Origin of the sequence: Kitasatospora sp. NPDC085464 (assembly GCF_044541955.1) — a bacterium.
GTDB lineage: Bacteria > Actinomycetota > Actinomycetes > Streptomycetales > Streptomycetaceae > Kitasatospora.
Genome location: NZ_JBITTM010000007.1, coordinates 65,613 through 82,098 on the forward strand (window position 1 = coordinate 65,613; position 16,486 = coordinate 82,098).

At 76.6% G+C, this 16,486-nt stretch carries 1 protein-coding gene; it reads left to right on the forward strand.

What is annotated here, in order from left to right:
* The first annotated feature begins 108 nt into the window (after positions 1–108).
* Positions 109–16,356 carry a type I polyketide synthase gene (locus tag ACIGG8_RS08050; protein WP_396546381.1) on the forward strand — a complete coding sequence of 5,416 codons (16,248 nt, stop codon included), beginning with the start codon at positions 109–111 and terminating at the stop codon, positions 16,354–16,356.
* Positions 16,357–16,486 lie beyond the last annotated feature (130 nt).

The window sequence follows — 16,486 nt, forward strand, 5'->3', positions numbered from 1 at the left end:
CGGGTCGGACCCGACGCCAGGGGTGCGCGCGCGGCGCCGGACCGGGCGTTCGGCCGCGCCCTTCCCGCACGGCGTTCCTGGCAGACCCCCGGAGAGGTTGACGTCCCGATGTCGAACGAAGACAAGCTCCGCGACTACCTGAAGCGGGCGATCGCGGACCTCCACGAGACCCGCGAGCAGCTCCGCGAGGTGACCGACCAGCGCCGGGAGCCGATCGCCGTGGTCGGCATGGCCTGCCGGCTGCCGGGCGGGGTCGCCTCCCCGGAGGAACTCTGGGACCTGGTGCGCGACGGCGTCGACGCCGTCTCCACCTTCCCCGCCGACCGCGGCTGGGACCTGCCCGAGGGCGCCGTCACCTCCCGCGAGAGTGGCTTCCTGCACGACGCCGGCGAGTTCGACGCCGAGTTCTTCGGCATCTCCCCGCGCGAGGCCCTCGCAATGGACCCCCAGCAGCGGGTCCTGCTGGAGACCGCGTGGGAGGCCGTCGAACGGGCCGGCATCGCCCCCGGGGCGCTCCACGGAACGCCCACCGGCGTGTTCGTCGGCGCCGGACACGGCGGCTACGACGGCGCCTCCACCGCCTCCGGCCAGGTTGCCGAGGCGGCCGCCGGGCACTTGCTCACCGGCAACACCGTCAGCGTCGCCTCGGGCCGGATCTCCTACGTCCTCGGCCTGGAGGGCCCGGCCGTCACGGTCGACACCGCCTGCTCCTCCTCCCTGGTCGCCCTGCACCTCGCCGTGCAGTCGTTGCGCCGCGGCGAGTGCACGCTCGCCCTGGCCGGCGGCGTGACGGTGATGTCCAGCCCGCAGATGTTCACCGAGTTCTCCCGGCAGGGCGGCCTGGCTGCCGACGGCCGGTGCAAGCCCTTCACGGCGGCGGCCGACGGCACGGCGTGGAGCGAGGGCGCGGCGGTCCTCCTGGTCGAGCGGCTCTCCGACGCGCAGCGCCTCGGCCACCGGGTGCTGGCGATCGTACGCGGCTCCGCCGTCAACCAGGACGGCGCCTCCAACGGCCTCACGGCCCCCAACGGTCCGTCGCAGCAGCGGGTGATCCGGGCGGCCCTGGCCGACGCCGGTCTGACGCCCGGCGAGGTCGACGTCGTCGAGGCGCACGGCACTGGCACCCGGCTCGGCGACCCCATCGAGGCGCAGGCGCTGCTCGCGACGTACGGGCAGGACCGCGAACGGCCGGTGCTCATCGGCGCGTTGAAGTCCAACACCGGCCACACCCAGGCGGCCTCCGGCGTGGCGGGCGTGATCAAGACGGTGCTCGCGATGCAGCACGGACTGCTGCCGCGCACCCTGCACCTCGACGCCCCCACCCCGCACGTCGACTGGACCGCCGGCGCTGCCGAACTGCTGGGCGAAGCCCGCGCGTGGCCCGCCAACGCGTGGCCCCGGCGCGCGGCGGTGTCCTCCTTCGGCGTGAGCGGCACCAACGCGCACGTCGTGCTGGAGGCGGCGCCCCCGGAGCCTTTGGAGGTCGGTGATCCCGTACCCGGGGCGGTGCTGCCGTGGACCCTCTCGGCGCACGGCGAGACGGCCCTGCGGGCCCAGGCCGGACGCCTCGCCACCCACCTCAGGACGCGCGGCCCGCTCGACCCGGCCGACGTCGCGTACTCCCTGGCGACCGGCCGGACGGCCATGGCCCACCGGGCCGTCATCGTCTCGGCCGACCCGGAGGAGCGACTGCGCGCTCTGGACGCCCTGGCGGCCGGCGGTGGGGGAACGAGCGTCGTGACGGGCGTGGTGGGGAAGGGGGCGACGGCCTTCCTGTTCTCCGGGCAGGGGGCGCAACGGCTCGGGATGGGACGGGAGTTGTATGCCCGGTTCCCGGTGTTCGCGGAGGCGTTCGACGCGGTGTGCGCGGAGCTGGATCCGGGCTTGCGCGAGGTGATGTGGGGTGCCGACGAGGAGTTGCTGAACCGGACGGAGTTCGCCCAGGCCGGGTTGTTCGCGGTCGAGGTGGCGCTGTTCCGGCTGGTGGAATCCCTGGGTGTGCGGCCGGAGTTCGTGGCCGGTCACTCGATCGGTGAGGTCGCGGCTGCGCATGTGGCCGGGGTGTTCTCGCTGGCGGACGCCTGCGCCCTGGTGGCTGCTCGTGGTCGTCTGATGCAGGCGTTGCCGGCGGGTGGCGCGATGCTGGCCGTGCAGGCGACGGAGGGCGAAGTCCTTCCACTGCTGGGCGACTTCGTGTCGATCGCCGCCGTCAACGGCCCGACGTCCGTCGTCGTCTCCGGCACGGAGGAGGCCGTCGAGGCGATCCGCACGCACTTCGCCGACCGCAGGACGACCCGGCTGCGGGTCTCGCACGCGTTCCATTCGCCGCTGATGGATCCGATGCTGGAGGACTTCCGTACGGTCCTCGACGGGCTGACGTACCACGCGCCGTCGATCCCGCTGGTCTCCAACCTCACCGGCGGCCTGGCCGACGGCCTCCAGGGGCCCGACTACTGGGTGCGCCATGTCCGCGAGGCCGTCCGCTTCGCCGACGGCATCCGCACGCTGCAGGCCGCCGGCGCCACCCGGTTCCTCGAACTCGGCCCCGACGGCGTCCTCACCGCGCTCGCGGCCGAGTCGCTCCTCGCCGACGCGACCCTGGCCGCCGTCCTCCGCAAGGACCGGGCCGAGGAACCGGCTGTCCTGGAGGCCCTCGCCCGCCTGCACGTGACCGGCGCGCGCGTCGACTGGGCGGCGGTGCTCGCCGGGTCGGGTGGCCGTCGCGTCGACCTGCCCACGTACGCGTTCCAGCGGCAGCGCTACTGGCTGCCCGAACTCCGGCACCGCGACCCGGCCGTGCCCGCGGCCGACCCGGTCGAGGACGCGTTCTGGACGGCCGTCGAGTCGGGCGACCTGCGGGAGGCGTCGGCGGTCCTCGGGATCGAGGAGGAAACCGCCGAGGCCTCGCTCGACCACCTGCTGCCGGTCCTGGCCTCCTGGCGCGGGCAGCGGCGCCTGCTGAGCACGCTCGACGGCTGGACGTACGGGACGACCTGGGTGCCCGTCCGCGGCCTCACCGATGCCGTCCCGCAGGGTCGTTGGCTCGCCGTCCTGCCGGAGAACGGGGCGGAGGACTGGCCCGAGGCCGTCCTCGACGCCCTCGCCGAGCGCGGCCTGCGGGTCGAGCGGGTGGCGGGCGCCGAGGCCCTGGGCGCTCTGCTCGCGGACGGCTCCGGCGAGCCGGCGGCCGGTGTCCTCTCCTTCCTCGCCGCCGACGGCCGCCCGGACACCGAGTACCGCCTCGTTCCCCGGTACCTGCCCGCGACCGTCGAGCTGTTGCGCACCCTGGAGGCCGCCGGCGGTCCGGCTCGGCTCTGGTGCCTCACCCGGGGAGCCGTCGCGGCCGAGGGCGCCGACCGGGTGGCCGAGCCCGAGCAGGCACAGCTGTGGGGCCTCGGCCGGGTGGCCGCACTGGAGCACCCGCAGCGCTGGGGCGGCCTGATCGACCTGCCCGCCGGCCCCGACGCCCGCACTGCCGTCCGCCTGGCCGGCCTCCTCGCCCAGACCGCTGAAGACCAGCTCGCCTTGCGCGGTTCCGGCGCCTACGCGCGCCGCCTGACCCACCGCCACCTCCCGGCGGAGCCCGCCCGAGCGGCGCAGCCACAGCCCGCGCCGGAGGAACGGACCCCGGCGGGCGCGGAGCAGCCGGAGGCTCGGGGCGCATCCCCCGCACCGGACGCCCCCGCCGCCTGGGTCGCCCCCCAGGGCACCCTCCTCGTCACCGGTGGCACCGGCGCCCTGGGCGCCCACGTCGCCCGCTGGCTGGCTCAGGCCGGTGCCCAACACCTCCTCCTCGTCGGGCGCCGTGGCGCGGAGGCCCCCGGTGCGCGGCAGCTGAGCGACGAGTTGGCCTCCCTCGGCGCCCGTGTCACCCTCGCCGCCTGCGACGTCGCCGACCGCGACGCGCTCGCCGCCCTCCTCGCCGCCGTGCCCGCCGAGTACCCGCTGTCCGGCGTCGTCCACGCCGCCGGTGTGCTCGACGACGGCGTGCTGGAAGGGCTCACGGCCGACCGGTTCGACGCCGTGCTCCGGGCCAAGGCCGTCGCCGCCCGCAACCTCCACGAGCTGACGGCCGGGCACGACCTCACCCTGTTCGTCCTGTTCTCCTCGATCACCGGTGTCCTCGGCAACCCCGGCCAGGCCAACTACGCGGCCGCGAACGCCTACCTCGACGCCCTCGCCGAGCACCGCCGTGCCGCTGGGCTGCCCGCCACCTCCGTCGCCTGGGGTCCGTGGGCCGGCGGCGGCATGGCGGGGGACCACCCGGGCCTCACCGGGCGGATGCGGCGCAGCGGGCTCACCCCGATGGCCCCGGAGCGGGCGGTCGCCGCGCTGCGCCGGGTCCTGAGCGCCGATGCGTCCGGCCTCACCGTGGCCGACGTCGACTGGAGCGCCCTCGCCCCCGTGCTCACCGCCGCCCGGCCGAGTGCGCTGATCGCGGACCTGCCCGAGGTCCGTCGCCCGGTCCACCCGGAAGCCGGCGAAGCCGCCGTCGATTCCCCGCCGGCCGAGCGACTGCGCGGCCGCACCGCCGACGAGCAGGAACGCCTGCTGCGGGAGCTCGTCCGCACCGAGGCCGCCGCCGTCCTCGGCCACGCCTCGTCCGCGACCGTCGACGCCACCCGGGCCTTCCGGGACCTCGGGTTCGACTCGCTGACCGCCGTCGAGCTGCGCAACCGCCTCACCGCCGCGACGGGCCTGCGCCTGCCCGCGACCCTGCTGTTCGACCATCCGACCCCGACCGCCGTCGCCGCGCACCTGCGCGCCGAGCTGGCAGGTACAGCCGAGGGCGAGATGTTCGCGGCCCCCGCCGTCGCCGACGACGAGCCGATCGCGATCGTCGCGATGGCCTGCCGCTTCCCCGGCGGCATCGAGTCGCCGGAGGACCTCTGGCGACTGCTCGCCGAGGGACGGGACGCGGTGGGGCCGTTCCCGGCCGACCGCGGCTGGGACACCGACCGCCTGCACCACCCGGACCCGTCCCACGAGGGCACCAGCTACGTCGCCGAGGGCGCATTCGTCACCGGCGTCGCCGACTTCGACGCGGCCTTCTTCGGCATCTCCCCGCGAGAAGCCCTGGCCATGGACCCGCAGCAGCGGCTCCTGTTGGAGACCGTCTGGGAGGCCGTCGAGCGCTCCGGCATCGATCCCGGCACGCTCCACGGCTCCCGGACCGGCGTGTTCGTCGGCTCCAACTTCCAGGACTACCAGGTGCTGCTGGAAGCGACCCGGGAGGGCGTTGCCGGCCACGTGATGACCGGCAACGCCGCGAGCGTGATCTCCGGCCGCATCGCCTACGCCCTCGGCCTGGAGGGCCCGGCCGTCACCGTCGACACCGCGTGCTCGTCCTCCCTGGTCGCGCTCCACCTTGCCGCCCAGGCCCTGCGCCGGGGCGAGTGCTCGCTGGCGCTCGCGGGCGGTGTGACGGTGATGTCCACGCCGCAGGTGTTCGTCGAGTTCTCCCGGCAGCGCGGCCTGGCTGCCGACGGCCGGTGCAAGCCGTTCGCCGCCGCGGCGGACGGCACGGGCTGGGCCGAGGGCGTCGGCGTGCTGCTCGTCGAGCGGCTCTCGGACGCGCGGCGCAACGGGCACCCGGTGCTGGCCGTGGTGCGCGGCAGCGCCGTCAATCAGGACGGCGCCTCCAACGGCCTCACCGCGCCCAACGGCCCGTCGCAGCAGCGCGTGATCAGGGCGGCCCTGGCCGACGCCGGCCTGACGCCCAATGAGGTGGACGCCGTCGAGGCGCACGGCACCGGCACCCGTCTCGGCGACCCGATCGAGGCCCAGGCCCTGCTCGCCGCCTACGGCCAGGACCGCGAACACCCGCTGCTCCTCGGCTCGGTGAAGTCCAACCTCGGCCACACCCAGGCTGCCGCGGGTGTCGCCGGCGTGATGAAGACCGTGCTCGCGATGCAGCACGGCGAGCTCCCGAAGTCCCTGCACATCGACGCCCCGACCGCGCAGGTCGACTGGACCGCCGGCGCCGTCGAGCTGCTGAGCGAGGCCCGCACGTGGCCCGGGACCGGACGGCCGCCACGTGCCGGCGTGTCCTCCTTCGGCCTCAGCGGCACCAACGCCCACGTGGTCCTCGAAGCGGCGCCCGCCCCCGAGCCGCTGCCCGACCGCCCGGTGGCCGACCGCCCGCTGCCGTGGCTGCTGTCCGCCCGGACACCCGAGGCCGTGCGCGAGCAGGCCCGCCGCCTGGCCGCCCACGTCCGCGCGGCCGGGCCCGCCCTCGACGACGTCGCCCGCTCCCTCGTCACGACCCGCGCGGCCCTGGAGCACCGGGCCGCCGTCGTCGCGCCCGACCGGGCCGGGCTGCTGGACGGCCTGGACGCGCTCGCCGATGGCCGCGCCACGCCTGCCGTCCTGGAGGGACAGGCCGCAGGGGAGGGCGCACCGGTGTTCGTCTTCCCCGGCCAGGGCTCCCAATGGGTCGGCATGGCGGTGGAACTCCTGGACACCGCACCGGTGTTCGCGCAGCGCTTCGCCGAGTGCGCGGCGGCCCTGGAGCCGTTCACCGACTGGTCGGCACCCGACGTCCTGCGCGGCGAACCCGGTGCGCCCGGCTTCGACCGGGTCGACGTCGTGCAGCCCGTGCTGTTCGCCGTGATGGTGTCGCTCGCCGAACTGTGGCGTGCGCACGGCGTCGAACCGGCCGCCGTGCTCGGCCACTCGCAGGGCGAGATCGCCGCCGCGTGCGTGGCCGGCGCACTGTCCCTGGACGACGCCGCCCGCGTCGTGGCCCTGCGCAGCCGGGCGATCCGGCGGCTCGCGGGCCTCGGCGGCATGGTCTCGGTGGCCGAGCCGGTCGCCGCCGTCCGCGAGCGTGTCGCACGCTGGGACGGGCGGATCTCCGTCGCCGCCGTCAACGGCCCCGGCTCGGTGGTGGTCTCGGGCGACCCCGAGGCCCTGGAGGAGCTGATCGCCGACTGCGAGCGGACCGGCGTCCGGGCCCGCCGCATCCCCGTCGACTACGCCTCGCACTCCGCGCACGTCGAGCGCATCGAGAACGAGCTGCTCGACCTCCTCGCGCCGATCGCCCCGCGCACCGCCGACGTCCCGTTCTGCTCGACCGTCACCGGCGCCGTGATCGACACCGCCGGGCTGGACGCCGCCTACTGGTACCGCAACCTGCGCCACACCGTGGAGTTCGAGCAGGCCACCCGCACCCTGCTGGCCGCGGGCCACCGGGTGTTCGTCGAGGTCAGTCCGCACCCCGTGGTGACCACCGGCATCCAGGAGACGATCGAGGACAGCGGCCTGCCCGCGGCCGCCCTCGGAACGCTGCGCCGCGACGAGGGCGGCCGCGGCCGCTTCCTCCTCGCCCTCGCCGACGCCCGCAACCACGGCGCCCGGGTGGACTGGGACCTCCTGTTCGCCGGTACCGGCGCACGCGCCATCGAGCTGCCGACGTACCCGTTCCAGCGGCAGCGCTACTGGCCGCGTCCGGGCGGGACGGGCAGCGACGTCACCACGGCCGGCCTGGCCGCGCCGGAGCACCCGCTGCTCGGCGCCGCCGTCGAACTCGCCCAGGGCGGCGGGCTGGTGGCCACCGCCCGCTGGTCGCTGCACACCCACCCGTGGCTCGCGGACCACGCCGTCGCCGGTGCCGTCGTCGTCCCCGGCGCCGCGCTGGTGGAGGCGGTCGTCCGGGTCGGCGACGAGCTCGGCTGCGGGCGCATCGAGGAACTGACCCTGCACGCGCCCGTCCTGCTGCCCGAGCGCGGCGCGGTCCAGGTGCAGATCGAGGTCGGCGCCCCGGACGGCACGGGCCTGCGCCCCGTCGCCCTGCACACACGCCCGGCGGACGCGGACGCGCCCGAGGGCTGGACCCTCCACGGGGACGGCAAGCTGGGCGCCGCCGGGGCCGAGCCGGAGCCGGCGGCCACCGCGTGGCCGCCCGTCGGAGCCGAGCCGATCGACGTCAGCGGCTTCTACCCGGGCCTGCGCGAGGACGGCTACGGCTACGGCCCGGTGTTCCAGGGCGTGCGCGCGGCCTGGCGCCTCGGCACCGCCGTCCACGCCGAGGTGGAGCTGCCCGAGCCGGCCCGCCCCGACGCCGCCCGCTACGGCCTGCACCCCGCCCTCCTCGACGCCGCCCTGCACCCGGCCGGGCTCGGCCCGCTGCAGGGCCGCCCCGGGCTGCCGTTCGCCTGGACCGGCGTCACGCTCCACGCCGCCGGGGCCACCGCACTGCGGGTGACGCTCACCCCGGCCGGGCCCGACACGGTGTCCGTCGCGATGGCCGACCCGACCGGCCGCCCGGTGGCCGCCATCGAGGCGCTGGCCGTGCGCCCGCTCGCCGAGGGCGCCCTCGACCCGGCCGCCCGGGTGGCGCGCGAGGCGCTCTTCCACCTGGACTGGCCGGCCCTGACCCTCCCCGAGCCCGGGCCGGGCCCCGCCCGCTGGACCGTCCTCGGCGAGCCGCCCGCCCACGCGGCGGCCCTCACCGAGGCGGGCGTCACCCTCGACGCCGACGCGGACGTCACGCTCGTCGAACTCAGCGGCGACGAACCACTCGACGCCCTCGACCACGCCCTCGCCGTCCTCCGGACGTGGCTCGCCGACGACCGCCCCGACGCCACCCTGCTCGTGACCACCCGCCGCGCGGTCGCCGCCGACCCCGCCGAGGACGTCCACGACCTGCCCGCCGCCGCCGTGCACGGCTTGGTCCGCTCCGCCCAGAGCGAGCACCCCGGCCGCATCGTCCTCGCCGACCTGGACGACGACCCGGCCTCCTGGCGCACGCTGCCCGCCGCGTTCGCCACCGGGGAACCCCGGCTCGCCCTGCGCCACGGCACCGCCCACGTCCCCCGCCTGGCCCGTGCCCACACCGCCGAGCCGCTGCCCGTGCCCGACGGCCCGTGGCGCCTCGACATCCGCACCAAGGGCACCGTCGACAACCTCGAACTCCTGCCGAGCCCCGACGTTGTCGCGCCGCTCGCCGAGGGCGAGGTCCGGATCGAGGTCCGCGCCGCCGGCCTCAACTTCCGCGACGTCCTCAACGCCCTCGACATGTACCCGGGGGGCGCGCGCCTCCTCGGCTCCGAGGCCGCCGGCATCGTCCGCGAACTCGGCCCCGGCGTCACCGGGCTCGCCGTCGGCGACCGGGTGATGGGCATGGTGCCGGGCGGCTTCGGCCCGCTCGCCGTCACCGACCACCGCCTGCTCGTCCGCGTCCCGCGGGGCTGGACCTTCGCCCAGGCCGCGTCCGTCCCCGTCGTCTTCCTCACCGCCTACTACGCCCTGCGCGACCTCGCGGATCTCCAGGCCGGCGAACGCCTCCTCGTCCACGCCGCGACCGGCGGCGTCGGCATGGCCGCCACCCAGCTCGCCCGCCTCTGGGACGCCGAGGTCTACGGCACTGCGAGCGAGGCCAAGCAGCACCTGCTGCGCGCCGACGGCCTGCCCGACGAGCGCATCGCCTCCTCCCGCACCCTCGACTTCGAGGAACGCTTCCGTACTGCCACCGGCGGCGCGGGCCTGGACGTCGTGCTCAACTCCCTCGCGGGGGAGTACGTCGACGCCTCCCTGCGCCTGCTTGGGCCCGGCGGGCGGCTGATCGAGATGGGCAAGACCGACGTCCGAGACGCCGACGAGGTCGCTGCCGCCCACGGCGGCGCCCGCTACCGCGCCTTCGACCTCCAGGAGGCCGGGCCCGAGCGGATCGGGCAGATCCTCGCCGACCTGGTCGACCTCTTCGAACAGGGCGCCCTGCAGGCGCTCCCGCTCACCTGCTGGGGCGTCGCCCGCGCCCGCGAGGCCTTCCGTCACATGGCCCAGGCCCGGCACACCGGCAAGATCGTGCTCACCGTGCCGCGTCCCTGGGACCGTGACGGGACGGTGCTCATCACCGGCGGCACCGGCACCCTCGGTGCCGAACTCGCCCGCCACCTGGTCACGGCGCGCGGCGTGCGGCACCTGCTGCTCGCCGGCCGCAGCGGCCCCGAAGCCCCCGGCGCGGCGGCCCTCGCCGAGGAGCTGACCGCCCTGGGCGCCGAGGTCACCGTCGCCGCCTGCGACACCGCCGACCGCGACGCCCTGGCCGCCCTGCTGGCCGCCGTGCCCGACGATCACCCACTCACCGCCGTCGTCCACGCGGCCGGCGTCCTCGACGACGGCGTGGTGGAAGGCCTGACGGTCGAACGGCTCGCCGCCGTGCTGCGCCCCAAGGCCGACGCCGCCCGCCACCTGCACGAGCTCACCCACGGCCTGGACCTCGCCGACTTCGTCCTCTTCTCCTCCGCCGCCGGCGTGTTCGGCTCGTCGGGCCAGGGCAACTACGCCGCCGCCAACGCCTGGCTCGACGCCCTCGCCCAGCACCGCCGGGTCAACGGCCTGCCCACCACCTCGCTCGCCTGGGGACTGTGGGCGCAGGCCAGTACGATGACCGCCCACCTCGACTCGACCGACCGTGCCCGCGCCGAGCAGTCCGGCGCGCTCACCCTCAGCACCCCCGACGGCCTCGCCCTGTTCGACGCCGCCCTCGCCGCCCACCGCGCGCTCCTGGTGCCCGTCCGCCTCGACACCGCCGCGCTGCGCACCCGCAGCGCGGCCGAACTCCCCGCGCTCCTGCGCTCCCTGGTCCGCGCCCCGGCCCGCCGCACCGCGCAGACCGGGCCGGCCGCCGACGGGCTGCGCGCCCGGCTGGCCGCACTCACCCCGGCCGACCGGCACGCGGTGCTGCTCGACCTGGTGAGCGGGTGCACCGCCACTGTCCTCGGCCACTCCACGGCCGACCAGGTCCACGCCGCCCGGCCGTTCCGTGACCTCGGGCTCGACTCGCTGACCGCCGTCGAGCTGCGCAACCGCCTCAACACCGCGACCGGCCTGCGCCTGCCCGCGACCCTGGTGTTCGACCACCCCACCCCCGGCGCGCTCGCCGAGCACCTGGCGGACGGCCTCACCGGCCGCCTCCCGGGCACCGCCGAGGGGACCACCGTCAGGACCGCCGCCGACGAGCCGATCGCGATCGTCGGCATGGCCTGCCGCTTCCCCGGGGGCGTCCGGACCCCCGAGGACCTGTGGACCCTGCTGTCCACCGGCACCGACGCCGTCGCCGGCTTCCCGACCGACCGTGGCTGGGACCTCGACCGGCTCTACGAGGGCATCCCCGACCACCCTGACTCCTCCCGCACCCGCGAGGGCGGATTCCTCGCCGACGCCGCCGGGTTCGACGCCGCCTTCTTCGGCGTCAGCCCCAACGAGGCCCTCGCCATGGACCCGCAGCAGCGGCTCCTGCTGGAGACCTCGTGGGAGGCCCTCGAACGCGCCGGCATCGACCCCGGCACGCTGCGCGGCAGCCGCACCGGCGTGTTCGCCGGCCTGTCCTCCAGCGACTACCTCGACCGGGTCGGCCACGTCCCCGAGGACGCCGCCCCCTACGTCAGCACCGGCAACGCCGTCAGCGTCGTCTCCGGCCGCGTCGCCTACACGCTCGGTCTGGAGGGCCCGGCCGTCACCGTCGACACCGCCTGCTCGTCGTCCCTGGTGGCGCTCCACCTCGCGATCCGCTCGCTGCGCGCCGGCGAGTGCGCGCTCGCCCTCGCGGGCGGCGTCACCGTGATGTCCACGCCGGCCATCCCGGTCGACTTCGCCCGCCAGCGCGGCCTGGCCGCCGACGGCCGCTGCAAGCCCTTCGCCGACGCCGCCGACGGCACCGGCTTCTCCGAGGGCGTCGGCGTCCTGCTCGTCGAGCGGCTGTCGGACGCCGAGCGCAACGGGCACCCGGTGCTGGCCGTCGTGCGCGGCTCCGCCGTCAACCAGGACGGCGCCAGCAACGGGCTCAGCGCCCCCAACGGCCCGTCCCAGCAGCGGGTGATCCGCGCGGCCCTGGCCGACGCCGGTCTGACGCCCGGTGAGGTGGACGCCGTCGAGGCGCACGGCACCGGTACGCGCCTCGGCGATCCGATCGAGGCCCAGGCCCTGCTCGCCGCCTACGGCCAGGACCGCGAACACCCGCTCCTCGTAGGTTCGGTGAAGTCCAACCTCGGCCACACCCAGGCCGCGGCGGGCGTCGCCGGCGTCATGAAGACCGTGCTCGCCCTGCGGCACGCCGCCCTCCCGCAGAGCCTCCACATCGACCGGCCCACCACGCACGTCGACTGGACGGAGGGCGCTGTCGACCTGCTCACCGAGGCCCGCGACTGGCCCGCCACCGGACGGCCCCGCCGCGCCGGCGTCTCCTCCTTCGGCCTCAGCGGCACCAACGCCCACATCGTCCTCGAACAGGCCCCGGACCAGGAGCCCGACGAGGCCCCCGCGGCCGAGCGTCCCGCCCTGCCCTGGCTGCTCTCGGCCCGCAGCGCCGAGGCCCTGCGCGGCCAGGCCCGCGCCCTGCTCGACCACCTCGACGGCAAGTCCGCCGCACCGATCGACCTCGCCCACTCCCTCGCCACCGGCCGCGCCCTGCTGGAGCACCGCGCCGCCGTCGTCGGCACGGGCGTCGAGGACCTGCGCGCCGGCCTCGCCGCGCTCGCCGACGGAACCCCCGCCCCAGGCGTCGTGACCGGCCGGCACGCCGCCGGACGCGATCGCAGGGTCGTCCTCGTCTTCCCCGGCCAGGGCTCCCAGTGGGCCGGCATGGGCGCCGAACTCATCGACACCTCAACGGAGTTCGCCGAACGGATCGCCGCCTGCGAACAAGCCCTCGCCCCCTGGACGGACTGGTCGCTCGGCGCCGTCCTGCGCGGCGAGCCCGACGCGCCGTCACTCGACCGCGTCGACGTCGCCCAGCCCGCGCTGTGGGCCACCATGATCGGCCTTGCCGCCTGCTGGCAGGCCCACGGCGTCACCCCCGCCGCCGTCCTCGGCCACTCCCAGGGTGAGATCGCCGCCGCCTGCGTGGCCGGCGCGCTCTCCCTGGAGGACGGCGCGAAGGTCGTCGCCCTGCGCAGCCAGGCCATCGCCCGCGGCCTCTCCGGCCACGGCGGCATGGTGTCGGTGCCACAGGCCCATGCCGACGTCCTCACCCGCATCGCGCCCTACGGCGGCCGGATCTCGGTGGCCGCCGCCAACGGCCCGGCCGGTGTCGTCGTCTCCGGCGAGCCCGACGCCCTCGACGGCCTCCTGGCCGACTGCGCCGGTGACGGCGTCCGGGCCAAGCGCATCCCCGTCGACTACGCCTCCCACTCCGCCCAGGTCGAACGCATCGAGGACGCCCTCCTCGCCGAACTCGCCGGGCTGACCACGCGGGAGGCCCGCATCCCGTTCTTCTCCACCGTCACCGCCGACTGGCTCGGCGACACCCCGCTCGACGCCGGCTACTGGTACCGGAACCTGCGGCAGACCGTCCGCCTGGAGGAGTCCGTCCGCGCCCTGCTCGCCCAGGGCCACGACACCTTCCTCGAATGCAGCCCGCACCCCGTGCTCGCCATGGCCGTCGAGGACACCGCGGCCGACGCGGGCGCCCAGGCCGTCGTGCTCGGCACCGTCCGGCGCGAGGACGGCGGCCCGGCCCGGCTGCTGACCTCCCTCGCCGAGGCCCATGTGCGCGGTGTACGGGTCGACTGGCGGCCCGCACTCGCCGGCGGCCGGCCCGTCGACCTGCCGACCTACGCCTTCCAGCGCCGCCGCTACTGGCTCGCCCAGGACACCGCCCGCACGGGCGCGCCCCTCGACCCCTGCGGGCTGGACCGCGCCGTCCGCCTCGCGGACTCCGACACCGTGCTGCTCACCGGCCGGATCGGCACCGCGACCCACCCGTGGACGGCCGACCACCGCGTGCGCGGCACCGTCGTCGTCCCGGGCACCGCGCTGCTCGACTGGGCCGTGCGGGCCGGCGACGAGGCCGGCTGCCCGACCGTCGCCGAGCTCACCGAGCTCACCCCGCTGACCCTGCCCGACCGCGGCACCGTCGACCTCCAGCTCACTGTAGGACCGGCGGCCGCCGACGGCCGACGGGCCCTCACCATCCACGCCCGCTCGACCGGCGCGCCCGACGACACCCCGTGGACCCGCCATGCCACCGGCACCCTGACCGGCGGCGACACCACCGGCACGCCGCTCACGGACTGGCCGCCGCGCGAGGCCACGGCGGTGGAGGTGGTGCAAGGCGCCGAGTACGGCGAGCGCTTCCGTACCGTCCGGGCACGGTGGCGGCGCGGCGACGAACTGTTCGCCGAGGTCGCCCTGCCCGAGGAGCACCGCACCGAGACGGCCGACTTCCGCGTCCACCCCGGCCTGCTCCAAGCCCTGCTCGCCGCCCTCCCGGACGGCACCGACCCCGCCGGCACCGACCCCGTCCAGCCCGCCGACTGGCGCGGCGTCACCGTCCACGCCACCGGCGCCGCGCTGCTCCGGGTCCGGCTGACCCCGGCCGCCGACGGCAGCCACGCGCTGACCGCGGCCGACGCCGACGGAGCCCCGGTGCTCACCGCCGAGGCCGTCACGCTCCGCCCGATCGCGGCCGAGCACCGCGCTCCGGCGGCCGACCCGCTCTACGCAGTCGCCTGGACGCCGGTCGACGCTCGTGCCGGCCACGGCGGTGACCTCGCCGTCCTGGGCCGGGACGACGCGCTCGCCGCCGCCCTCGGCGCCCGCGCCTACGCCGACCTCGCCGAGCTCACCGCCTCCCTCGACGCCGGCGAGCCCGTCCCCGGCACCGTCGTCCACCGCCTCACCGCGGCCGACGACGGCGACCCCGTCGCCTCCGCGCACCGCGCCGTCCGGGCCGCACACAGCCTCGCCCGCGCCTGGCTCGGCGCACCGCGCCTCGCCGACGCCCGCCTCGCCCTGCTCACCCACGGCGCCGAGGGCGCGGCTCCCGGCGAGGCCATCACCCTCGCCCAGGCCGCCGCCCACGGACTCATCCGCTCCGCCCAGTCCGAGAACCCCGGTCGGTTCCTCCTCGTCGACCTCGACGGCCACCCGGCCTCCGACGCCGCCCTGCGCACCGCCCTCGCCGTCCCCGACGAGCCGCGCCTGGCCGTCCGCGGCGGCGAGGTGACGGCGCCCCGGCTGCGCCCGTTGAACGGCGCCGGGGACGGCCGGGTGTGGTCCTGGAACCCGGACGGCACCGTCCTGATCACCGGCGGCACCGGCACCCTCGGCGCCCTCGTCGCCCGCCACCTCGTCACCGAACACGGCGTGCGCCACCTCCTGCTCACCGGCCGGCGCGGCCCGGACGCCCCCGGTGCGGCCGAGCTCCTCGCCGACCTGGCGGCCCTCGGCGCCGACGCCCGCGTCGTCGCCTGCGACACCGCCGACCGCGCCGCCCTCGATGCGCTCCTCGCCACCGTCCCCGACGAGCACCCGCTCACCGGCGTCGTCCATGCGGCCGGGGTCCTGCACGACGGGCTGCTCGAAAGCCTGACCGACGACCGGATCACCGAAGTGCTGCGTCCCAAGGTCGACGCCGGGTGGAACCTCCACGAAGCGACGCGGCACCTGGACCTCTCCGCCTTCGTCCTGTTCTCCTCCTTCGCCGCCACGGCCGGCGGCCCCGGCCAGGCCAACTACGCCGCCGCCAACGCCTTCCTCGACGCCCTCGCGCACCGCCGCCGGGCCGAAGGCCGCCCGGCGGCCGCCCTCGCGTGGGGATACTGGGGAGAATCGAGTGGAATGACGTCCACGCTGGATGCCGTGGACATCGCCCGCTTCGCGCGTTCCGGCATGCTGCCACTCACGGCCGGCCAGGGCCTCGCCCTGCTCGACGCCGCGAGCGGCATCGACCGACCGCACCTGGTACCCGTCCGGCTCGACCGGCACGCCCTTGCCGCGGCCGGCGCGCCGCCGCTGTTCGCCGAGCTCGCGCCCCGCCGCGCCGCTGCCAGGCCCACCGCCGCCGGCCCGGCCGGGAGTGCGGCGGACGGCGGCGACCGGGGCGTCCTGGACCGGTTGCCCGGACTCGCCGCCGCCCAACAGGAGAAGCTGCTGCTGGACGTCGTCGTCGGACACCTCGCCGCCGTCCTCGGCCACGGCTCACCCGAGGCCGTCGAACCCGAGCGCGGCTTCCTCGACCTCGGCATGTCCTCCCTGACCGCCGTCGAGCTGCGCAACCGACTCAACGCCGAACTCGGCCTGCGGCTGCCCACCACGACGATCTTCGACCACCCGTCGCCCACCGCCCTCGCCGGGCGGCTGCGCGACCTGGTCGGTGCGCCCACGGGCACGGCTGCCCCGGCCCGACCCGTCTTCGCCGAACTCGACGACCTGGAGACCGCGCTTTCCGCCACCGCACTGGACGCCGACTCCCGCACCCGGCTCCTCGCCCGCCTCAAGAGCCTCCAGTGGCGGCTCGACGGCGACCCGGACGGGCCGACCGCCGCCGCGGACGGGCCGGACGACGCGCTCGACGACACCACCGACGACGAGATGTTCGACCTGATCGACCGCGAACTCGGACTCGCCTGAGGACCGGACCGAGGCTCCCGGCCCCGGGGCACCTGCCCCGGGCTGCCCGGCCGAAGCCGTCCCGCCCGACGCGACCCGCCCGCCGCCCGCGGACCCGTACCACCCTTCCGAACTGCGAGGTTTCCCACCC